This is a genomic window from Herbaspirillum rhizosphaerae (assembly GCF_001189965.1).
Lineage (GTDB): Bacteria > Pseudomonadota > Gammaproteobacteria > Burkholderiales > Burkholderiaceae_D > Herbaspirillum > Herbaspirillum rhizosphaerae.
In genome coordinates, this window is record NZ_LFLU01000021.1 from 22,171 (window position 1) to 43,800 (window position 21,630).

At 54.9% G+C, this 21,630-nt stretch carries 23 protein-coding genes; all 23 read right to left on the bottom strand.

Annotated features, from left to right (window positions below):
• Positions 1-10 precede the first annotated feature (10 nt).
• Complete coding sequence (locus tag AKL25_RS21200; RefSeq protein ID WP_050479701.1) at positions 11-787, bottom strand: phytanoyl-CoA dioxygenase family protein; 777 nt, start codon at positions 785-787, stop codon at positions 11-13.
• Positions 788-821: 34 nt separating this feature from the next.
• Positions 822-1,877, bottom strand: a complete 1,056-nt coding sequence (locus tag AKL25_RS21205) for a zinc-binding dehydrogenase (RefSeq protein WP_050479702.1) — start codon at positions 1,875-1,877, stop codon at positions 822-824.
• 3 nt (positions 1,878-1,880) lie between these two features.
• The gene (locus AKL25_RS21210; protein WP_050479703.1) at positions 1,881-2,549 is read right to left on the bottom strand and encodes a class I SAM-dependent methyltransferase; all 669 of its coding nucleotides are present in this window, start codon (positions 2,547-2,549) and stop codon (positions 1,881-1,883) included.
• Between the two features lie 3 nt (positions 2,550-2,552).
• Positions 2,553-3,551: an aminoglycoside phosphotransferase family protein gene (locus tag AKL25_RS21215; RefSeq protein ID WP_050479704.1), complete on the bottom strand. Its 999-nt coding sequence runs from the start codon at positions 3,549-3,551 to the stop codon at positions 2,553-2,555.
• Complete coding sequence (locus tag AKL25_RS21220; RefSeq protein ID WP_050479705.1) at positions 3,533-4,153, bottom strand: HAD family hydrolase; 621 nt, start codon at positions 4,151-4,153, stop codon at positions 3,533-3,535. The genes AKL25_RS21215 and AKL25_RS21220 overlap by 19 nt, the downstream gene beginning before the upstream one ends.
• A 1-nt stretch (position 4,154) precedes the next feature.
• A complete protein-coding gene (locus AKL25_RS21225; protein WP_050479706.1) occupies positions 4,155-5,087 on the bottom strand; it encodes a transketolase family protein in 933 nt (310 codons plus the stop codon).
• Complete coding sequence (locus AKL25_RS21230; RefSeq protein WP_240475819.1) at positions 5,084-5,911, bottom strand: transketolase; 828 nt, start codon at positions 5,909-5,911, stop codon at positions 5,084-5,086. Before AKL25_RS21230 ends, AKL25_RS21225 begins: the two co-directional genes overlap by 4 nt.
• Before the next feature lie 199 nt (positions 5,912-6,110).
• Entirely contained in the window at positions 6,111-7,214 is a 1,104-nt protein-coding gene (locus AKL25_RS21235; protein ID WP_050479707.1) for a DegT/DnrJ/EryC1/StrS family aminotransferase, read from the bottom strand.
• Positions 7,207-8,361, bottom strand: coding sequence for a DegT/DnrJ/EryC1/StrS family aminotransferase (locus tag AKL25_RS21240; protein ID WP_050479708.1), 1,155 nt, complete (start codon positions 8,359-8,361; stop codon positions 7,207-7,209). Before AKL25_RS21240 ends, AKL25_RS21235 begins: the two co-directional genes overlap by 8 nt.
• Before the next feature lie 29 nt (positions 8,362-8,390).
• Positions 8,391-9,386 carry a GDP-mannose 4,6-dehydratase gene (locus AKL25_RS21245; protein ID WP_050479709.1) on the bottom strand — a complete coding sequence of 332 codons (996 nt, stop codon included), beginning with the start codon at positions 9,384-9,386 and terminating at the stop codon, positions 8,391-8,393.
• Positions 9,386-9,976, bottom strand: a complete 591-nt coding sequence (locus AKL25_RS21250) for an SIS domain-containing protein (protein ID WP_050479710.1) — start codon at positions 9,974-9,976, stop codon at positions 9,386-9,388. Before AKL25_RS21250 ends, AKL25_RS21245 begins: the two co-directional genes overlap by 1 nt.
• Positions 9,973-10,923 carry an NAD-dependent epimerase/dehydratase family protein gene (locus AKL25_RS21255; RefSeq protein WP_050479711.1) on the bottom strand — a complete coding sequence of 317 codons (951 nt, stop codon included), beginning with the start codon at positions 10,921-10,923 and terminating at the stop codon, positions 9,973-9,975. Before AKL25_RS21255 ends, AKL25_RS21250 begins: the two co-directional genes overlap by 4 nt.
• A gap of 81 nt (positions 10,924-11,004) precedes the next feature.
• On the bottom strand, positions 11,005-11,781 hold the full coding sequence (locus AKL25_RS21260; RefSeq protein ID WP_240475821.1) for an oxidoreductase: 777 nt from the start codon (positions 11,779-11,781) through the stop codon (positions 11,005-11,007).
• Positions 11,778-12,509: an acylneuraminate cytidylyltransferase family protein gene (locus tag AKL25_RS21265; RefSeq protein ID WP_205627292.1), complete on the bottom strand. Its 732-nt coding sequence runs from the start codon at positions 12,507-12,509 to the stop codon at positions 11,778-11,780. Before AKL25_RS21265 ends, AKL25_RS21260 begins: the two co-directional genes overlap by 4 nt.
• Complete coding sequence (locus AKL25_RS21270; RefSeq protein ID WP_050479714.1) at positions 12,494-13,402, bottom strand: Gfo/Idh/MocA family protein; 909 nt, start codon at positions 13,400-13,402, stop codon at positions 12,494-12,496. Before AKL25_RS21270 ends, AKL25_RS21265 begins: the two co-directional genes overlap by 16 nt.
• Positions 13,399-14,448: a nucleotidyltransferase family protein gene (locus AKL25_RS21275; protein ID WP_050479715.1), complete on the bottom strand. Its 1,050-nt coding sequence runs from the start codon at positions 14,446-14,448 to the stop codon at positions 13,399-13,401. Before AKL25_RS21275 ends, AKL25_RS21270 begins: the two co-directional genes overlap by 4 nt.
• Positions 14,448-15,077 (bottom strand): acetyltransferase, encoded by a 630-nt coding sequence (locus AKL25_RS21280; protein ID WP_050479716.1) that lies wholly within the window; start codon positions 15,075-15,077, stop codon positions 14,448-14,450. The genes AKL25_RS21275 and AKL25_RS21280 overlap by 1 nt, the downstream gene beginning before the upstream one ends.
• A complete protein-coding gene (gene neuB, locus AKL25_RS21285; RefSeq protein ID WP_050479717.1) occupies positions 15,074-16,153 on the bottom strand; it encodes an N-acetylneuraminate synthase in 1,080 nt (359 codons plus the stop codon). The genes AKL25_RS21280 and neuB overlap by 4 nt, the downstream gene beginning before the upstream one ends.
• Positions 16,146-17,315: a UDP-N-acetylglucosamine 2-epimerase gene (gene neuC, locus AKL25_RS21290; RefSeq protein ID WP_050479718.1), complete on the bottom strand. Its 1,170-nt coding sequence runs from the start codon at positions 17,313-17,315 to the stop codon at positions 16,146-16,148. The genes neuB and neuC overlap by 8 nt, the downstream gene beginning before the upstream one ends.
• Complete coding sequence (locus tag AKL25_RS21295) at positions 17,312-18,490, bottom strand: LegC family aminotransferase (protein ID WP_050479719.1); 1,179 nt, start codon at positions 18,488-18,490, stop codon at positions 17,312-17,314. The genes neuC and AKL25_RS21295 overlap by 4 nt, the downstream gene beginning before the upstream one ends.
• Positions 18,483-19,478, bottom strand: a complete 996-nt coding sequence (locus tag AKL25_RS21300) for an NAD-dependent 4,6-dehydratase LegB (RefSeq protein ID WP_050479720.1) — start codon at positions 19,476-19,478, stop codon at positions 18,483-18,485. Before AKL25_RS21300 ends, AKL25_RS21295 begins: the two co-directional genes overlap by 8 nt.
• Positions 19,479-19,580: 102 nt before the next feature.
• The gene (locus AKL25_RS21305) at positions 19,581-20,516 is read right to left on the bottom strand and encodes a GDP-L-fucose synthase family protein (protein WP_050479721.1); all 936 of its coding nucleotides are present in this window, start codon (positions 20,514-20,516) and stop codon (positions 19,581-19,583) included.
• A 16-nt stretch (positions 20,517-20,532) separates the two neighbouring features.
• Complete coding sequence (gmd, locus tag AKL25_RS21310) at positions 20,533-21,618, bottom strand: GDP-mannose 4,6-dehydratase (RefSeq protein ID WP_050479722.1); 1,086 nt, start codon at positions 21,616-21,618, stop codon at positions 20,533-20,535.
• Positions 21,619-21,630 lie beyond the last annotated feature (12 nt).

Sequence of the window (21,630 nt, forward strand, 5' to 3'; positions counted from 1 at the left end):
GCTATAAGAATTACATTGTCGATTTGTTCGTGAATACCATGGTTATTTCGACGCTGACACGCGTCTGGTCGCCCATGTTCACAGCGCCGCCGTGCACGATTCCTTCGTTGAAGATCAGCATGTTGCCGGGTTCGGTCAACATCAGTTCGGCACCTATCGTTGCAACATCCTCGTCAATGATAGGCTTCATCCCGCCGGCACCGGCCGCCGCATGGTAGCGGTACTCTTTTTTATGAGAATCGGGCACGATCATCAAACCGTTTTTTCCGGGCTGCGAAAAAATCGGAATCCAGATCTTTACAGTCTCGGAACCAGGAGGAAACGCCTGATCGTCCATGCCCATGACATCGTGGAACCATTTGTCCGCATGCAGCGTACCGACGTCGGTCGTTGCATTGGGCCTCACCAGACGCCAATAAATCTCTTCCCGCCCAACCTCATGCGTATTGCCGTAAAACACGTCTGAGATCGTGAAATCTCCGAGCTCATCATGCAAAGTCTGTAAGAAAGGCAAAACCCTGATTTTGCTGCAGCTTTCCCGGGGCAGACAGCGCGTTTCTTTTGGCCATAATTTTTCGTGCTGAAGCAAATGTGCCAACAAGTGATAATTGTCGATGCCGGCTTCCCTGAACTGTGGCACGAGCTCAGGATGCTTGGCGCCGATAACCGATAGCCATTGCTCCGTAATCTCAGCACGGAATACCCCCAGCTCGAACGGCGTAAGCTGCACGTCGCGCGAATATCCCGGCGAGTCAAAAATCTTGTTTTTCAGATTCAATAGGCTCATTTGCTCATCTCTTCGGCGTCACAGATGGTGAAAATCAAGCATCCATCTGGATCAAACAGCGGCCAGCCAGCTCGCCGCTGCGCATGCGCTGGATCGCGACATTAATATCGTCCAGTTTAAAATGTTCGGTAATCAATGGTTTGAGCTGAATCAAGCCGGCATCCAATAGTTTGGTATAACGCGGAATATCGACATGTGGCACCGCTTCGCCGCCATGAGAGCCGCTGATGCGCTTATCGAAGTGCAAAGGAAGCGAAAAGATATTGATATTGCGCCCCTTTTTCGGCACACCCACCAGAACCACGCGTCCTTGTGCCTTGGTCAGTTCATAACCCATTTCGATAATCGATGGTTGTCCGGTGTTGTCGATGAACACATCGATGCCTTGGTTGCCCATCAACTCGACCAGTGCCGCCTTGGCATCGACATTCTTGGCGTTAATTACATGCGTGGCGCCCATCTGCTTTGCCAAGTCCAGCCGACCGTCGTACAGATCCACCGCGATAATCGGATATGCCGACCGCAAACTTGCCGCCTGGACAATATTTAGTCCGACTCCCCCTGCGCCGAAGACCACAACCGATTCGCCGAATTTGATATCGGCATTATTCTCGGCAACGCCGAAGCCGGTAGTGACCGCGCAACCGAATAGCGAGGCGACTTCCATGTCGCTGGAAGGATCGATGCGCGTGACGCGATTTTCGGACACGATCGCATACTCGTTGAACGTCGCGATGAGGCCCGCATTCAGTTGCTTGCCCCGCCAGGTATATTTAGGCGAGACGGACTCAATACCCTGACTCTTGCGCCAGTGCAGCACGACGTGATCGTCCGGCTTGACGAAGCGCACGCCGGGACCGACCGCCTGCACAATCCCGGACGCTTCATGTCCAAGCAAATGAGGGAGATATTTGTCCTCTCCCTTGGCGCCGTCAATTTCCCCGATTTGCGATCCGCAGATGCCGCTGACGCCAATTTTTACCAGTACTTGGCCGACTTCAAGCGTTGCCGGCATCTCGATCTCGTCGACGATCAAGGGCTTATTCAATTCGGCCAGGATGGCGGCCCGCATGGTCTTTGGAATAGTCATTTTTTACTCGAAATAGATCAGTGAATGGTCGCCGGTGTAACCGGTCTGCTTGAACCACCAATCCCACTCTTCCGGGGTGCAGAAAGCCTCGCACGTTACCTGCCAGTACATGAGGTTGGCCTTCTCTGTTTCGTTGCGATACGACTCGACGCACAAATATTTGCGCTTTCCGACACGCTCCATTTCACGCAAGGCCTTGTCTAGGTCGTAGTTGTGAAGGTTGTGCAAGGTCGTAATCGAGAAAACAAAATCGAAATAGTCGTCAGGGAATGGCAAGCTATTGGCGTTGGCGATCTGCAGGCGGTCCTTGATCTCTTCTTTGGCGTTTTCGAGTGCGTAAGTCGACACATCGATTCCGTGGATCTCAAGACCTGGCACCAGCAAGGACATTTCATACAACAAGAAACCTTTTCCACAACCGATGTCGAGGACCTTGTCGCCGGCTTTCAAACCATAGTGATCAATCATGGCCTGGGCTACCGGGGCCCAGCGTCCCGGCATGTAACGGTAGCCACCGTAACAGATGCGGCGGTCACCGTCCCAGTAGTCGAAGCCCCATTGCTTGGCCAGTGCAGCCGCCTTTGGTTTGGGAAATTCGATGTCGTTGACGCGCGCCAGATAATCGCGAGCCGTGCTTTTGTGGACAGAGGTAAGAAAGTCGATATATGCCATGATTTATGTCAATCTGGATTGAAAAAATTGCCGTGTCTTGTCGAGCTGGATGCGCTTGCGCTGTTCCGGCATAGAGGTTGGATTGGCAAATTGCCGACGTCGCGCCGCCTCCGGTAAGAACTCGTTGAGCATGATGCAGCACCATTTGATTTGCGAAGCCGGCAACAGCAAATGCGCCCTAGCTCGCAATGCTTCCGCACGACTGGAATAGCTGACGGCCTCCGAAATGAAATCATCGAAATAGATTTGCGGGACCGGTACTGCGGGCTGGCAGAAAAAATCGCCGGCCATCTTGGCAGGATCGTCCCATCCGGCATATTCAAAATCGATGAAACACAGTTCGCCATCGTCTTTTAACAAGGCATTGTGAAAACCGAAGTCCGAAGGTGAAATACAGCGATCCGAGCTGTCCAGCGCCGGCACATCAGCAACCGCAATATGCCTGCGCTGCTCCTGCCACGCCGCCGATAGTTCACCGATGAGCGTTTGCGCTTCCCGATCAATTTCATCCTGGCCCGGCAACGCCTGCAATTTGGCAAGGCGGCGATCCACTGTCGTCAGATGCTGCTCGATATCGAAACAGGCCTCAGAAGCCGGCGGCAACTCCTCGCCGCGATCGGCGCCAGCGTTCAGGTTGGCGATAAAGCCGGCCGCTTTCAATACATACTCCCTATTCAGCTGCGCGACGCCCAGCTTGGCCCCCTGGATGAACTCATAAATGCCTACGTGCTCTTCAACACTGCAGGCAATCGGCTTCGGTACTATCGTCAGGCCCAGCTTGGCGGCATAAGAAAGAAACGCATATTCGGCGCCCAATCGGTCACGCGTGTCTGCCGCGTCATTGAAATAGGCCTTTGCCACGAATTTTCCAGCATCGCTGTCGACCGCAAAGACACGGTTGTTACCACCGCCATCAATCGCGGACAAAGAGATCTCGCCGGGGTTCAGGCCTTGGGCGTTCAACAATCCGGTGATCGTCGCCGTTAGTTCTTTGCTCGCCATTTTTCTTCGAAAAATGCCTGGATCTCCGCCCAACTGATGAAGCGCGCCGTTACACCTTCGGCGTCGTGATTTTGCTCCGGGTCGAACAGAAGCCGCGATGTTTTTGCGGGATAGCCGGGCATTTTCAGGATTTCAGGCAGGTCGTCGATGAAGTAATCGCAATCACAAGCAGCGATGCGCGCGATTTTTTCTTCCTTGGTCAATTCGAAAAAGACACAATCTTCGGCCAGCAAGGGCTCTGCCTCGCTACGCAGGGCCACATCGATCCAGCCGGCGGCGGCGGCGTGCAAATCGTACTTCGGCCCCAAGAACGGATGCTTGGTCTTGTGGCTGACGATTACGACTTCCGCACCGCTAGCACGCGCGCGACGAATGAAATCGACTACGCCCGGATAAGCGTCTGCATCTTTCATACGAGCACCGTAAACATAACCCTGCATTTCAGTGAACGCGGGCTCATTGCCAATTTTACGCAGGTAATCTCGCACGGCGACCTTGGACACGGGTGTGTCGGCAGGCACCAGCGCTTTTTCAACAGCTACCATGTGAAACAGCGAATCGTAAGTAACGATCGTGTTATCGAAGTCCAGACCGATACGCATCTCAGGCTGTCGCCTTTCCGAATGCAGCCTGCACCTTGGTCGCAATGTTTTCTGCCGTCAAGCCGTACTTGGCGCGAGCATATTCCTGGGTGCCGATTTCATGCATGAAACTGTCGTCGACGCCAAAGGCAACAAGACGCCCCTTTAGGCGCTCCTGCTGCGCCAGCCACTCGGCGATGCTGCCACCGAGACCGCCGAGACGACTGTGCTCTTCCACCACGGCGACAATGCTGTAACCGGAGAAGGCTTGCTGCAAGGTTGCCTCATCCAACGGCTTGATCGTATGATAACTCTCAACGCGGGCGGTGATCCCTTGGGCCGCAAGCAGATCTGCGGCCTGCAAGACGGTCGGCAACAAGGTTCCTGTGCCGATCAAGCAGACATCGGCGCCTTCGCGCACAGTGATCGAGCGACCGATCTGGAAACTGTCGTCCTTTTTCGGAACGATGGCTTCGCCACGCTTGCCGATGCGAATATACACCGGGCCATCTTGCTTGAGTGCAGCGCGCAGGCATTGCCTCAATTCAACTTCATCGGCAGGCGCCATCACCGTCATATGCGGCAGCACGCGCATGATCGCCAGATCTTCGCAAGAGTGGTGGGTAGGGCCCAGTTCTGCATACGACAAGCCGGAACCGGTACCGACGATGATAACCGGCACATTGTGATAACAGGCGTCAACGCGAATCTGTTCGAAGCAACGTGTGGTGGTAAACGGTGTGATCGTATAGATGACCGGGCGCAGTCCCGACAACGCCATGCCACCTGCCACTCCCATCATGTTGGCTTCTGCGATGCCACAGTTGATGAAGCGGTCTGCACTGGCAGCCTTGAATTTGTCGAACAGCTTGTTGCCAATATCGCCGGACAACAGCACAACTCGTGGATCGCTGACGCCGAGTTTGGTGATTTCATCTGCAAATGCGTTTCTCATGCTGTTACTCCCAGTTCTTTATAGGCTGCCACCACTTCGTCGGCAGTCGGAATCCGGTAGTGCCAGTTGTTGTCATCTTCCATGAAAGAAACACCCTTGCCTTTAACCGTGTGTGCCACGACGGCAATTGGTTTGCCGACGTTATTACGCTTACGGCCCAATATCTCCGTCAGTAGGGCCATGTCGTGCCCGTCGATTTCAATTGCATCCCAGCCGAATGCAGTCCATTTATCGACAAATGAGCCGACGGCCAGCCCTTCGCTACGGTCCGTCGCTTGCCATTTGTTGAAATCGACGATCGCCAATAAGTTGCCCGCGCGTTGAGCCGCGGCCATCATGGCAGCTTCCCAGACAGAGCCCTCGTTGCATTCGCCGTCGCCGAGCAACACCGTGACGTCGTAACTTTGCTTCTGGATACGACCGGCCAACGCCATGCCGAGGCCGATCGGCAACCCGTGCCCGAGCGAACCGGTGGCTGCCTCAATGCCGGCCAGATGATCTGGCGTGGGTGGATGCTCAGCGAAAATACCGCCATCCTTGCCGTAATCATTCAAGAGCGACTCTGGATAAAAACCTTTCAACGCCAACACTTGGAACAGCGCGGCCGCGCCATGGCCCTTGCTGAGAATAAAACGGTCACGAGCCGGATCCTTGGGCTTTGATGGATCAATTTTCATCGCGCTAAAATAGGCTGCGATCAGGATATCGACACAGGAAAGGCAAGAACCCAGATGCGGCGTATGCGTGTTATGCGAAGTCGAAATAATGCGACCACGAATTTCCGCCGCGATCTTCTTCAACGTAGTTATATCTGGAGTCATCATTGCTTACTCTTAAAAAACGATGCCTGTCTATCAAAACAGGCAAAAAATGGCGTCTTGCCGCCTGAAAAGCGGCTCATGACCAGGGAGGTGTCTAGTATTCAGGGTGTTCGAGATTATGAACGGTCAGAACAGAAATCACAACATCGAATCCGCCCCGGATCGCCTATAGAACAGGCCTATTCTTGCACCTGCATCCACTTCAGAAAAAAGACTTGACTACCTCGATAACATAATTCACCTCGGTGTCGCTTAGCTCCGGATAAATCGGCAAGCTGACCATGGTTTTTGCATACCGTTCTGCGTTCGGGAAATCTCCCAGCTTGTATCCCAATTGCTTGGCGGCATCCTGCAGGTGAATCGGGATCGGATAATGTACGCGGGTATCAACGCCGTTTTGCAAAAGATGCGCCATCAATGCATCGCGACGTTCCGTGCGAATCACGAAGTTGTGATAAACACACTCTTCCCAAGCGCGATCTACCGGCACCTGAACATAATCGGCCAATCCGGCCGCGTAGGTTTGCGCAATAGAAAGACAGCGAGCATTCCAGTTATCCAGGTAACCGAGTTTGATTTCAGCGAAGGCCGCCTGCATCGTGTCGAGTCGCGAATTGAAACCCCAGATTTCACACTCGTCGCGATTGCGCAAACCATGATTGCGCAATTTCAGCAGCTTGGCGGCAAGCGCATCGTCGTCGGTGGTAATCAAGCCGCCATCGCCATAGACACCTAGATTTTTCAGGGGATGCAAACTAAAACCGGCGGCGTGACCCAAAGCGCCCGTGCGCTTGCCGCGATAGCGGGCGCCGATTGCTTGGGCGGCATCTTCGAGAACGAAGAGGTCGTGTTTCAACGCGATCGCGTTGATCTCGTCCATCGGTGCGGCGCGACCGGTCAGGTGAACGGGGATAATCGCCTTGGTGCGCGACGTGACGGCTGCTTCGACCAATTGCGGATCAATATTGAAATCATCGGCCACATCGACCAATACCGGCGTGGCGCCGACTGCGGCAATAACCCATGCCGACGCAATGAAAGAGTTGGTGGCAGTGATGACTTCATCGCCCGGCCCGATGTCGAGTGCCTTAAGCACCAGAAACAGCGCATCCGAGCCATCGGCGACGCCAAGAGCATGGCGCACGCCGATAAATTCGGCGACTTTGCGCTCAAACGATTCCAATCGGGCACCCATGATATAGCCGCCGCTGCGACCGACATCAACAAATGCCTTGGTCAGCTCAGGTTCGATGCTGCGGAACTGACGCGCCAGATCCACGAAAGGAATAACCATCTTCTCAACCATAGAATGCCTTGATCAATTGAATCACGCGGTCTTGCTGCTCACGTGTGATGAATTCGTGTACTGGCAACGACAGCGCCGAGGCAGCGATCGCTTCCGTCACCGGGAAGTCACCCATCTTGTGCCCCAGGAAAGCCGCCGCGGGCTGCAGATGCATTGGCACCGGGTAGTGGACTTTCGCGTCGACATTATTCTCGACCAGATATTTCTGCAACATGTCGCGCTGTTCGCAGCGCACCATGTACAGATGATAAACCTGCTTCACGTCGGCTTCGCGCGCCGGAATAGTGATTTGCGGAATGTCGCGCAAACCATCATCGAAGTACTGCGAATTGGCGATGCGAGAAGCCGTGATGTGGTCGATCTTGCCCAGCATGTGTCGCGCAACCACGGCTTGAATGGTATCGAGCCGCGAGTTATAGGCGAAGATGCGACATTCGTCGCGCCCTGCCAAACCATGATTGCGTAACAGACGCAGCTTGTCGGCCAGTTCGTCGGAATTGGTGGCGATGATGCCGCCGTCACCCCATACGTTCAGGTTCTTCAGGGGATGGAAACTGAAACAGGCGATAGTGCCCAGTTCGCCCGAATGTCGACCTTTGTAGCTTGCCTTGATTGCATGGCAGGCATCGCTGACGATCGCCAGTCCGTGCTTCTTTGCAATCGCTTCGATGGCATCCATGTCGCAAGGCTTGCCGGACCAATGTACCGGCATGATCGCCTTGGTTTTCGCGGTAATTTTCTTTTCGATTTCGGCGGGATCGATGTTGTAGTCGTCGCGCGCATCGGCAAACACGGGCGTCGCGCCGGCGGTCACGATGGCACCGATGGTGGCGTAAAAGGTGTAGGGCGTGGTGATGACCTCATCGCCCTTGTCGATACCCAGCGCCTTCAGGCTCAGGAACAATGCATCGGTGCCGCTACCGACACCGATGGCATGCTTGACGCCGTTGATGGCCGCAAACTCGGCTTCGACCTGATCGACTTCAGAACCGAGGGTAAAGTCGCCGCGACGCACGACTTCCCGAATTTTGGTCCAGATCACCTCATGATCGGCAAACTGATCGTGCAAATAGTTATGATTGATCTCGAGCGCGCCGGTCTGGCGATATTGCTCGGGCAAGAAATTTTGAATGATAGGTGAAGTCATGATCGTAAATGTTGTACGGTAATTACCGCCTATGCCTTATGAATGTAATTCAGCGGCAACTGATTAATCTCATCGAGATTGTCTTTTACCCAGCGAATCGTCGCATCTATACCCTGTTCGAAACTGACTGCCTCAACCCAGCCCAATTCGGTCTTGGCCTTGGTCGAATCCATCAGGTAGGCCTGGTCTTTTCCGGCCCGGTCCGGCGCGACTTCCGCCAATGCATCAAAGGGTACGCCGATTCGCTCGCAGATGATTTCGACAACCTTGCGAATGCTCATGAAACGATCCGAAGAGAAGTGATAAATCTCTCCCGGATTGCCGTCGGCGGCGGCGCGCATGATACCGTCGGCCACATCGTCAGCCGCGATGAAAGCACGCACCGCAGTACCGCCGCCATGCAATTGCAGCTTGCGGCCGGTCAATGCATAAATGATGGTGCGCGGTACGATGCGGTACAACTGCTGACCCGGGCCATAAAAATTGGCATAGCGGGTGAACACCACCGGAAAACCGTAATTCTGATGAAACGCGCGCAGACTCATATCGATGGCCGCATGCGACACCGCATACGGCGTGCTCGGCAAATACTGCCAGCTTTCAGGAATCACGCTGTCCTGGCTGCCGTAGACTTCCGGCGTCGAAATGCGGACATAACGCTGCAACCAGTCATAGCGACGCAAACGATCATGCAAACGCACCTTGGCGATAATGTTCGTGTTGTACCACTGCGCCGGATCCTGCCAGCTTTCCGCAACCATGCCCTGCCCGGCGAAATCGACGATCACCTCGGGCCGGAACTGCTCCAGCACCCCGAGAATCTTGTCCAGATCGTGATTGATGTCGGCCTGGTAAAACGTATAGCGACTGCTGTTCGGAGATTGCTTGTAGGGCAGGAAAATATCCGAACCCTCCGGGGAACGGTTGAATCCGACTACTTCCGCACCATCTGCCAGCGCCCGGGCAACGAACGCTGCTCCCGCAAAAGAATTACTACCTAAGACCGCAAAACGTTCAAACTTCATCACTGCGCCTCAGGCTTATTCTCACAAAGCCATTGCATGATCATATGCCCGACAATGACCTGCAAATCCTCTGAAATCTGCATATCGTTCACATCAAAGTGAATCGGAAGGTCAGCCATTGCTTTCGCTTTGCCGCCGCTATAGCCCAGAATCGCGCAAGAGCGCACGCCCATGGCGCGAGCCTGTTCCAGCGCTTTCAGAATGTTCGGAGAATTTCCGCTGCCCGACAGAACAATCAGCAAATCCCCCTTTTGGCCTTGTACGGCCAACTGCTCGGAGTAAATGCTGTCGTAGCCGACGTCATTGGCCAGGCAGGTAATGACCGCAGCGTTAGCCGCCAGCGACAACACGCGCATGCCGCCGCCGGTGCGTTTGGCGATGCCGTAGAGGTAGTCGTTGGCCAAATGGATAGCGTTGCCCGCACTGCCGCCGTTCCCGCAAAAAAACACTTGTCGGCCGTTAGCCCAGCAATCGCGCATGTCTTCCGCCAGTTGCGCCACGCCGGACCAGTCTGCAGATGCGAGTACACCTTGCAGGCGACTCGCATAATCACTGAAAAAAGCAGTTGGTAACTTGTTGTTTTCACTCATGCTGCTTTGGGAGCCAGTACGGTCTGCTCCATCCATTTCAGATTGTAGTAACGGTCTTCGTCTTTCAGTACGCCGCTGCGGTATTTCTCGATGATTTCCGTGATTGCCGTTTCAACCGATTTGGACGGCTTGAAACCGGTAGCCAGCAACTTGTCGGAGTTGACACGGTAAGAGCGCGGGTCATTCGATTCTGTAACAACGATCTCGACAGGAATATGCTTCGCAACCATTTTTGCGATATCAAGAATCGAAATATTTTCGAAGCCGGCATTATAGACACCGGTAACTTCCGGATGGTCGATCAAATGCAGATAGACGTCGGTGATATCGTCGATATGGATGTTCGGGCGCACCTGCGCGCCGCCGAACACGGTAATCTTGCCCTTGGAGAGCGCCTGCATTGTCAGCAGATTGACGGAAACATCCAGACGCATGCGTGGCGAGTAGCCGCATACTGTCGCAGGGCGAACGATCTGCACGACCATGCGATCCTTGTAGCTCATCAGGACCGGCTCGGAAACCATCTTGGTCTTGTTGTATTCGGAGATCGGCTTGAGTTCCAGATCTTCAGTGACTTGCAACTCTTCCTTGACGCCGTAGACGCTGCCGGAAGATGCATAGATGAATTGCTTGACGCCCTTGCGAGCTGCCTTGTCAGCCAGTTGCATGGTGGCCAGTGCACTGACTTCCCAGGTCAACTTAGGATCGAGATCGCCGCATGGGTCATTCGCCACTGAAGACAGATGGATGATCGTATCAATGCCATCGAGGGAGATCTGATCGATGTCGCGCACGTCGCCTTGCGTTACGGTCAGGTTGGCATGCGGCTCCAGATAGTTGCCGAACCACATGGTATCCAACACTTGCACTTTGTAGCCGCGTGCAAGCAATTTGGGGACCAACACTGTACCTTTGTAACCGCAACCGCCAGTAACTAAAATATTCATATATGCGCGTGATTCTCTTAAAAATTAAATGGAACTGATTGATCGTTGCCTTGAAATCGCAAATTGACCAGCATCTTTTAGTTATAAAGACCAACCGTCATCGACGATGATGTTTTGCCCGTTCACAAACTGCGACATGTTACTCAAGAGAAACAACAGGGCCCCCTGAAGATCCCGGGGTTCGAGCATTCCCTTGGAAAGCGAATAACTATTATATCGCACCAAAAAAGCCTCCGGCTGCGCATCCAGAATGCCGCCGGGACTAATGCAGTTGACTCTGATACCGCTACCTTTAAGGTAACTTGCCAAATATTTTGTCAAATGAATAACGGCCGACTTAATCGCCGCGTATTCCACAGGCATGGTCATGGGCGTATCGCCATAAACGTCAAATCGTGGCGCCACCACTCCATAGATGGAAGCCATATTAACGATAGAACCTCGCCCTTGTTTCGTGAAATAGGCGGCAAATTGCTGGGATGCCAGAAAATATCCACCCAGATGCATCCCGACATTCTGATTGAAGTCGTCAAATTCGACGTCTTCAAACTTGCGTCCGTAATGTTGATTGCGCGGGTAGGCGTTATTGACCAGAGCATCGATGCGACCATATTTTTGATGCACTGTAGCAATAAGATCCTGCAGCGATTGCCGGGACGTAATGTCGGTTTTGACAAAGTCGATCTTGGACAATGGATGACGAGACTGTTGCGACTTAACAACATCATCGCTACCGCCACTATCCCGATCAGCAATGATCGCCACACCGCCTTGCTCAAGAATGGCATCGACGAACGAGCGCCCGATCAAACCCGCGCCTCCCGTTACCACCACCACCTGTTCTGCCAACAGCATCATGTATCTCCTTCTCCTGCCACCGCAAGACGTTCTCGCATGAGCAGCTCCACCAAACGGAAATCGAGTTCTGAATCGATATCGATTGAACGCTCTTCAGGCATTACATGAAGACGCGTATTTCTCCGGAAAACGGAGTCGCCGTCAAACAACGCATCGCGCTGCCAGACATAAATCGAAGCGTTCATGTCGTAACACAAAGGAGCATCCTGGCGTCGCACGATACCGGTGTCCAATGGTTTAGATAAGGCAACAACCCCACGGGCATCAACTTCGACCATATTGAAATACGGAGAACGACGCGCAGGCATCGCCGTGATGACGTTCTCCACGTTCGTACTCTCCAACAAAGCCACGGCCTGCCGGATATCCTCTTCAGAACGCAAGGGCGACGTCGCGTCCAGATCGACCAGCGTAGAAAATTGTCTTCCGGACAGACGCTCCACCTCCGACACGCAATGCCGGATAACCGGCAACTTGGCTGCCGTATCAGTGGCAAGCTCGGCCGGACGCGAGATCAGGTAGTCGACGCCGGCAACACGCGCAGCATCCAGGATCAACTCGGAGTCGCTGCTCACGGCAATCACGTCAAACAAGCCGCTGCGCCGCGCCTGCTCGATGCTATAGGCGATCAGGGGCTTCCCGATCAAAGGACGAATATTCTTGCCTTTGACGCCCTTCGAACCGCCGCGTGCGCAAATAGTGCAAAGACGGCTCATCGGGTCACCCATTGCCGGCTCTCTGCCGCCTGCTCGATTGCGGCGATCAGATTCACAACCTCAAGACCTTGCTGAAACGTACAAAGCATCTCGTCGCGCCCCTCCAGCAATGCCGAATGCATTTCCCGGTAACTGTCGTCGCGTCCGCATACGATAGTTTCGCGTTGATCGTTCATGGCAACCACTCCTTTCACCAGATCTGCCTCTATCGTGCAATGGTCGGTGTTGATGACAATCGTGCGTCGCCCGACCCGATCCAGGTAATTCATCTGCAGATTGACAACCGGACATGCAGACGTCTCCAGCAACGCCGAGAACACATCGTCGCTATCGATATCCAGCTCACTGAAGTGGCCTCCCAGCGCAGCCACCCGGCGCCAGCCGCCAAATAACCACGTTATGTAATCGAGCTCATGGCTGAGATCGCGCAGCACACCGCCGCCTTGAGCGGCACTGGCGGAATAGGAAGCGCGGTAATCGCTTTGCGGGCGCCATTGGGGAAGATATTGACCGACATAAACTTGCGCCGACAAGATGCGCTGGTCTGCCAGGAGCACTTTCAGCCGTTGCAACACAGCGTGAAACCGCAAGTTATAGGCTACGAACACCCGATGATTTATCAGCTCGGCAGCATGCGGCCGGGCGAACAACGGCTTCTCCACCAGGATATCCCCGGCGAAATCCGTCCGGTCCAGCGCCAGTAAAGTCTCGTGATGTTCTGCGGTAGGGTTGGCGATGACAACGTACTCCGGACCGTATTGAAGAGCCTCTTCAATGCTCGCGCAGCGTGCCGGCATCTCCAGTTCACGCCGGCTCACGATCATCACATCGTGCCCCAACTCCTGCAAAATACGGGCATGACGCGCACCGATCGAACCATAACCGACAACCGCGACCTTGGTCATGAAAACACCGATTGATACTCGCCGTTGGCGCGCTCATAGTCAGCGAGATGGCCGACATCGAGCCAATACTCCCGCACCGGGAAAACCACGGTTTCGCGTTTCTCCGCCATGAGATTTTCAAATAGCGTCGTCATGTCGAAAAAAGTGTCCGGCGCAATCATGTCCAGCACTTCCGGCGCCAGCAAATAAATGCCGGCATTCACGAAAAAGCGCTGCACGGGTTTTTCTTCGATACCGGTAATCCGATGATTTTCAATCTTGACGACGCCGTATGGAACCTGGTGATCGTATTCCCTTACGCACATCGTCGCCGCCGCATGGTGCGTCGAATGAAACGCCAGCAACTGGCTGAAATTCACCTTCGTCAGCAAATCCCCGTTCATCACAAAAAATGGCTCGGCCGGACGCTCAGGCAAGAGACTCAGCGCTCCTGCAGTTCCCAAACGCTTGTTCTCGTGCAGATAGCGAATCTCCACACCAAAACGGGAGCCGTCCCCGAAGTAGGATTTCACAACATCGGCCATGTAGTTGACCGAAATATAGAAACGTCTGAACCCATATTCGATGAAATTTTCAAGGATGGTTTCCAGCAGAGGTTTGTTGCCTACCTTGAGCATCGGCTTCGGACAGTCTTCCGTCAGCGGGCGCAAACGGCTGCCGAGTCCACCTGCCATCAGCACAACCCAGTTATCCTTGCTACGAGAGTGAATCAGATCATCCAGCGTATCCAGGCCGATGACGGTGCCGTCATCCTCGACCAGCGGCATATGATGCAGCCCCCGGCGTTTCATCGCTGCCAGGACCGTCTCGCGACTCATGTCAGGTCGCGCCGTATTCGGCTGTGGATTCATGATGCGCGCCACCGGCTCGGCAAAATCAATGCCCTTTAAGATGCCGCGCCGCACATCGCCATCCGTCACCGTACCTTGTAAACGCCGTTGCTCGTCAACGACCAATACGATTTGTTTTCCGCTGCTGTCGAGCACCTGAATAGCCTCTCGTACAGAGGTATGCGGCAACACCAGCACTTCTTTCCATTTGTCCATTATCTGATCTCTTTAGCAGGAACGCCCGCAACCCTTACACCAGGCGGTACGTCGCGCACAACCACGGCGCCGGCGCCGACAAGGCTGTTCGCACCGATACGCACACCCTGAATCACCGTCGCCCCGGCACCGACGTGGGCATTGTCGCCGACCTCGACGCCACCGGAAAGCACGGCCCCCGGCGCGATATGAACATGCCTGCCGATACCGCAGTCATGGTCCACCACTGCGCCGGTATTAACAATAGAATTCTCACCGACGGAACAACCCGTCTGCAGTATCGCTCCGGCCATGATTTGCACGCCTTCACCCAATAACACGTCGTCGGCGACGACAGCAGACGGGTGGCACACATTCAGGAAGGCATATCCGATTTGCTTATAGCGCGCAAACAAATCCCGGCGACGCTCATTGCTGCCGACCGAACCGATTCCATTGACCAACACGACTTTGTCGACTGCATAAGCCTTCAGCGCATCGTCCGTACCCAATATGGGAATGCCTGCAATTGCCCCGCCCGCTTTCGCAGGATCGGGATCAGTCAACCCAAGAACGGTTGCGCCCGCCAATGCCTTCAGCAATACCCGCGCGTGCCCGCCCGCTCCCAGGATGATGATGTCCGGAGTCAAGGCTGCACCTTATCGTCGGCGCTGTAGTCGCGATCGGCGACTTTACCCAACATGCTCCAATATTGCAGGGGGCTAATCCCATCTCCCGGACGCTTGACGTCAAGGTTGTCCATCGCAAAAACCTCTCCTTGACGAATCTCGCGCGCAGCGACCAGACTCTTGCGCGCAATTGCCCGATTCTTCAACTCGGACGGCGCTGCCTGTTTGACCGGAGAACCAAGCGCCATTTCAACCTCACGGATCGAGCGCACCATCTGCAGCAGCTCATCCGGCTCCAACGACGCCTTATGGTCCGGACCGGGCAGATTGCGGTCCGTCGTGAAATGCTTCTCGATGACCACCGCCCCCATCGCGACCGCAGCGATGGGTACCGAGATGCCGACGGTATGGTCCGAATATCCTGCAGGAAGAGAAAAAGCATTTGCCAGCGTATTCATGGCATGCAAGTTCACATCGGAAAACGGCGCAGGGTATTCAGTCGTGCAATGCAATAAGGTAACGTTCGCAAGTAAAGCGGAACGCCCGGCATCCGAAACATATGCCTCTTCAAATGCCGCGATGGAAGGTGCGCTTCCTGTATCGCAATAACCGAATGCCAGCACGCTCAATGCCTGCTCGATTTCTCCCAGGGTGCTCATCCCGGTCGACAGGATAACGGGCTTGCCGGTACGTGCCGCCGCAAGCAGCAAAGGCGCATTGGTGATATCGCCGGACGGCATTTTAATGAGCGGCAAATCAAACCGGCCTGCAAGCAATGCAAGACTGTCCAGATCGAACGGCGTCGACAGAAAATCGATGCCGTTATCCTTGCAATACGCGATCAGCGTTTCATGATCCGTGTCGCTCAATTCCAGCTTGCGGATCATTTCGTGCTGCGACTCGTCAGCATCCGTTGTCGCCCGCTGATACTGCGCCTTGGGCGCAGCACGGCTGACCAGTTTGTCGGCCTTGAATGTCTGGAATTTCACCGCATCTGCGCCAGCCTGTGCAGCCACACGCACCAATTCCCTGGCGAGTTCCAGAGAGCCGTTGTGATTGACCCCGGCTTCTGCGATGACATAGACGCGCTTATTCATGATCAATATTCAATTCAAAAAAATGCTTCTTCAGGAGGGTCGAAGGCGCCGCGACAGCACAAATCGCTTCGCGTATCCGCACCGCGCTTTCACCGTCTCCATAAGGATTGACCGTCTGCGAACAATCCGCTGCCAAGGCAACTCTGATTGTGCTTTCAATGTCGGCGGCAATCGGCTTGCAATTGAATACCGAATCAGCCTGCAGCCGCCCTTTCTGACGATCGCCGATATTGACCGTCGGCTTGCCGAAGGACGGCGCCTCATACAAACCGCTGGAGGAATTTCCCACCACCGCATCCACCAGCGCCATGGCGCTCAGGTAGCGTAATTGCCCCAGAGAGGCATAGGCCCGGGCAAACGGGCGATCCTTGACGTAGCGTTCCATCAAATCGATGATGACCTGTCCGTCGGTATCGGCATTCGGTTTGGTCATCAGAATGCCGACATCCGTTCCCAGCGCATCCAATGCCTGCAGGAGTTCTTCGAACTGCCCTGCGGCAGAGTGCTGCTCCAGCGTCACAGGATGGAAAGTCACCAGCAGATTTTTTTTCTGGAATCGATAGTCCAGCGAGGCTTCCAGTGCGGCACGATCCAGCAGACTGACTCGCTTGACATAGTCCAACCCCGGGCTGCCGACGTTGTAAATATGCGCAGGATTTTCTCCGAGCTGGCGCACTCGTCGCGCGGCATCTGCATTGGTCACAAAGTGCAGATGAGCCATCTTTGTAATGCTGTGGCGAATGGCTTCATCAAAAGCGCCCTCGGTGACGTCGCCTCCGGCAATATGCGCAATCGGGATGCGCGCGATCAACGCCGCCTGAGCGGCGGCCAGAATTTCGTAGCGATCGCCGAGGACCAGCAACATGTCCGGCTGCAAACGATCCAGAGCTTCGGCAAACCCGATAACGCCCAGCCCGATCGACTTTCCGACGCCGACAGCCGTATCGCTTGCCAGCAGCATGTCGACTTTGGCGTCAATCGCGAATCCGTCGGCTTCGATCGCGCGATACGTCGAGCCGAATTGCGCCGACAGATGCATGCCCGTTGCGACGACCTGCAACTGCAAGTCCTGAGCCCCGGCGATTTCGCGCATGACCCAATACAACAGGCCGTAGTCGGCACGACTGCCGGTGACCACACAAATTTTCCGCTTCGCCGTCACCGGCCGGCTCCTAACGATGCACTGCTGGGAATGTTGATGAGTCGGCGCTCGATATCCTCGGCGATTTCCAGCGACGGCATCCGTGGGCACTCTTTGAACATCGGCAGCCGGTGCATCAAGGTCCAGGTCGGACGCGTCATGATGCCGAGCCCGTTGCTAAGATCGAGCAAGGTATCCCGCTCCATTGCGTTTTCCGGATCCAGCAATAACACGTTGAGCCAGTAATTGCTGCGCGCAAAGGACGGCTCGCTGAAAAAGCGCACACCGGCAATGTTCTCGAATACCGCAGCATAGGCTTTCGCCAGCGCTCGCTTCGATTCCACGAATCCTGGCAACTGCTCCAGCTGAGCGCATCCCAAAGCGGAATTGATATTGGGCAGACGATAATTGAAACCGACCCGGTCATGCGCGAACGACCATTTGTGCGGCACTTTGGCAGTCGTAGTCAAATGCTTGGCCAGTTTTGCCAGCTCGGAATCATTGGTCAAGATGGCGCCGCCGCCGCCCGTCGTCACAACCTTGTTGCCATTAAAACTCAATGCCGAGACGCGTCCCCAATTGCCGGTGTGGCGGCCTTTATAAGAAGAGCCCAGCGACTCGGCAGCATCTTCAATCAACTCAATCCGATAACGTCGGCATATTTCGACCAGGGCGTCGAGATCGACAGGATGTCCGAAAGTGTGCATGGGCACGGCCGCTTTGATGCGACGGCCAGTCTGTTTGTTGTAGCAGGCGTCGCCGCGCATCTCTGCGATGCTTTCCAGATGGCGCTCCAGCTTGTGCGGATCCAGACCCAATGTCGCCATATCGCTGTCGACAAAATGCGGAACCGCGTCACAATAGCTGATGGCGTTGGCGGTAGCGATGAATGTCAGGGCCGGCATCAATACTTCGTCGCCAGCCTCCACGCCCACCAGCAACAGGCAGACATGCAGGGCAGCCGTGCCGTTGACGACCGCAATAGCATGGCGAGTCCCCGTGTAGGCTGCCAGATCCTGTTCGAAACGATCAACGAATTTGCCTACGGATGAAACCCAGCCGGTATCGATGCAATCTTTGACATAAGCCCATTCGTTGCCGCTGAACTGCGGCTCATGCAACGCCGCCCGCGCGTCCGGCGACGGCAGGACGGATTTGAGCGCATCAATGACCGCAGACTGATCTAGCTTAGACATTGTAAATACCAGCCTTGTAATTCTTCAGATTGTCCAGATTGGTGAACCACGTGATCGTTTCCTGCAGTCCGCGGCGAAATCCATCCTTTCCTGCGTATGCCGGCGACCAGCCGGCCAGTTCCCGCGCTTTGTCATTTGCAGCCCAAAGGCGGTCGACTTCGCTCTTCTCCGGTCGCAAACGGATTTCATCCGTTTCAATTTCAATCTCCACGCCCATGATGTCCGCAATCATGGATACCGTATCGCCGATGGAGATCTCGAAATTGCTTCCTACATTAATCACTTCGCCAACCGATTTTTGCGATTCTGCGACGGCGATGAAACCTTGCACGGTGTCCGCCACAAAATTGAAATCGCGTGTCGGATGCAAAGCGCCGAGTTTGATACGACGCTGCCCGCTGGCGATCTGTGTAATCACGGTTGGAATGATGGCGCGCGCCGATTGGCGTGGTCCGTAGGTATTGAAAGGACGAATCACCGAAACCGGCGTGTCGAACGCATTGTAGAACGACATCGCAATCTGATCGGCGCCAATCTTGCTGGCGGAATAAGGCGACTGCCCCTGAAGCGGATGCTCTTCGGTAATCGGCACAAAGCGGGCCGTTCCGTACACTTCGCTGGTGGAGGTATGCACTACCTTCGACACGCCGAGTTCGCGCGCAGCCTGAACGATGTTGAGCGTCCCCTTGACGTTGGTGTCGATATACGTGTCCGGCGAATGATAGGAGTATGGAATGGCGATCAGCGCCGCCAGATGCAGCACCAGATCGCATCCCTGCATGGCCTTCTTGACGCCATACGGATCGCGAATGTCGCCGGCAAATACATCGAACTTGCCTTTGACGTCATCGGAGCAGCTGTCCAGCCAGCCCCACGAATTAAAGGAGTTGTAAAGCACGAACGCCCTGACGTCATGCCCCTGACGCACCAGGGCCTCAGTCAAATGCGACCCAATGAAGCCATCCGCTCCGGTTACCAGTACTTTCATCTTTTTTCGTTTCCGCTCTGACAAAAAATACTTGCCTACGCAATCGAGAATCCGCACGCCGGCGGAGAAACAGGAACGAGAGCGTAAAACAAGTTGGACAACTTACCCGTTGGCAATGGAAGCCAGATAACTCGCGTAAGTCTTTTTGATACCTTCTTCCAAATGAACCTTCGCCCGCCAGCCCCGGCCTGCCAGCAAGGAGACATCCAGCAACTTGCGCGGCGTACCGTCCGGCTTGCTGCTATCGAATTCAATTTCGCCATCGAAACCAACCACTTTCAAAATGGTTTCGGCAAGTTCGCGGATCGTCACATCCGTTCCTGTTCCGACATTGTAGGCGCCGCTACCCGCGCCCTGTTCCATCAGGAACACGCAGGCATCGGCCATGTCGTCGACATAGAGGAATTCGCGCATCGGTTTGCCTGAGCCCCATACGACCAGCTTCTTGTCGCCGCGCAATTTCGCTTCATGCGCTTTGCGTAACAGCGCCGGCAATACGTGGCTGTTGGAGAGGTCGTAGTTGTCGTTCGGACCGTACAAATTGGTCGGCATGACTGTGACGTACTCGGTCTCGTATTGACGATTGAAGGACTCGCACATTTTCAAGCCCGCAATCTTGGCGATCGCGTAGGGCTCGTTCGTACTTTCCAGCGGCCCGGTCAGCAAATACTCTTCCTTGATCGGCTGAGGACAATCGCGCGGATAAATGCACGACGAACCGAGGAACATGAGCTTGCGGATGCCGGCCTGGTGCGCGCCGCCGATGACGTTGGCTTGCATCTGCAGGTTTTGATAAATGAAATCCGCGCGATAAATGTTATTGGCCTGAATGCCGCCCACCTTGGCTGCGGCCAGGAAGATGTAATCCGGACGCTCCTGCTCCAGAAACGCATGTACGCGCGCCTGGTCCAGCAAATCGAGTTCGCCGTGCGTGCGCGTCAGGATATTGGCGTATCCGCCGGCCTGCAGCCTCCGCACGATGGCGGAACCGACCATGCCGCGGTGGCCAGCCACATAAATCTTCGCATCTTTGTTCATCGTCGCCATATCCAGTTTACTCACGGTTGTCGATGACGTTGTAGCCGTGCCGTTTGACCAGTTCGTCACGTTCGGCGGATTTCAGATCTTCACGCGCCATTTCTGCGACCAGATCGGCAAACGACGTCTTGGGCGTCCAACCCAGTTTTTCCTTTGCCTTCGTCGCGTCTCCCAGCAAGGTCTCGACTTCCGCAGGGCGGAAGTAACGCGGGTCAACTGCGACGATGCATTTGCCGTTGGCGTCGTAGCCTTTTTCTTCCAGGCCCTCGCCTTCCCATCGCACCTGCATACCAATTTCCCTGGCTGCGGCGTCGACGAAATCGCGCACGCTGTATTGCACGCCGGTGGCGATGACGAAATCCTCAGGCTGCTCTTGTTGCAGCATCAACCATTGCATTTCCACGTAGTCGCGCGCATGCCCCCAGTCGCGCAGCGCATTCAGATTGCCCAGATACAGGCATTCCTGCAGGCCCAGTTTGATGCGGGCCAGTGCACGCGTAATCTTGCGGGTAACGAAGGTTTCGCCGCGAATCGGGCTTTCGTGATTGAACAAGATGCCGTTGCAGGCGTAGATGCCATAGGCTTCGCGATAGTTGACCGTGATCCAGTACGCATAGAGTTTGGCGACGGCATAGGGGCTGCGCGGATAAAACGGCGTGGTTTCCTTCTGCGGCGTTTCCTGCACCAGGCCGTACAGCTCCGAAGTCGAGGCCTGATAGAAACGGGTCTTCTTTTCCAGCTTCAGGATGCGGATGGCTTCCAGGATTCGCAATGCACCCAGTGCGTCCGAGTTGGCCGTATATTCCGGTTCTTCGAATGACACCGCGACGTGGCTCTGCGCCGCCAGGTTGTAGATTTCGTCTGGCTGCACTTGTTGAATGATGCGGATCAGACTGGTCGAGTCGGTCAGGTCGCCGTGGTGCAGTTTAAAGCGCACATTTTTTTCGTGCGGATCCTGGTACAGATGATCGATACGATCGGTATTGAGTAGCGATGTGCGGCGTTTGATGCCGTGGACCTCGTAGCCCTTGTCCAACAGCAGCTCCGCCAGGTAGGCTCCGTCTTGCCCGGTGACGCCGGTAATCAATGCAACTTTACTCATTTACTTTTCTCT